At 58.2% G+C, this 801-nt stretch carries 1 protein-coding gene; it reads left to right on the top strand.

All coding sequences use genetic code 11. From position 1 onward, the window contains the following. A partial coding sequence (locus BGK49_RS16330; protein ID WP_069375780.1) for an IS91-like element ISSbo1 family transposase occupies nt 1-801 on the top strand: 801 nt, incomplete at both ends.

The raw sequence follows: 801 nt of genomic DNA on the forward strand, positions 1-801 counted from the left end.
CCCCGATCGCTGAAACGCCTGTTCACAGCCAACCAGTGCTGGACGTCCTTCCTGGATGCGGGCGGTCTGCGCGATATCGGGGTTGAGGCTGTCACAAAAATGCTGGCCTGCGGCACGCGGATACTGGGAGTGAAGGAATACATCTGCGATAAACCTGAGTGCCCCCACGTCAGATACGTCACTAACTCATGCGGCAGCCGTGCCTGCCCGTCCTGCGGAAAAAAGGCCACAGACCTGTGGATAGCGACACAGCTGAATCGTCTTCCTGACTGCGACTGGGTACACCTGGTCTTCACCCTGCCGGACACGCTGTGGCCGGTGTTCGAAAGCAACCGGTGGCTGCTGAATGACGTGTGCCGTCTGGCGGTGGAGAATCTGCTGTATGCCGCCCGGAAACGGGGGCAGGAACCCGGTATCTTCTGCGCCATCCACACGTATGGCCGTCGTCTCAACTGGCATCCGCATGTACATGTGTCTGTAACCTGTGGAGGTCTGAATAAGCATGGTCAGTGGAAAAAGCTGAGCTTCCTGAAAGACGCGATGCGTTCACGGTGGATGTGGAATATGCGGCAGCTGCTTCTGAAAGCGTGGTCAGAGGGGCTGGCGATGCCGGAGTCGTTGTCACATATCACGACGGAATCACAGTGGAGAAGCCTGGTGCTGAAAGCCGGAGGAAAATACTGGCATGTGTACATGTCGAAAAAAACGGCCGGCGGGAGGAATACGGCGCGCTACCTGGGTCGTTATCTGAAGAAGCCGCCGATAGCGGCCTCCCGGCTGGCACATTACAACGGAGGGGCG

This window comes from Shigella sp. FC1544 (assembly GCF_001722145.1).
In the GTDB taxonomy this organism is placed as follows: Bacteria; Pseudomonadota; Gammaproteobacteria; order Enterobacterales; family Enterobacteriaceae; genus Escherichia; species Escherichia coli.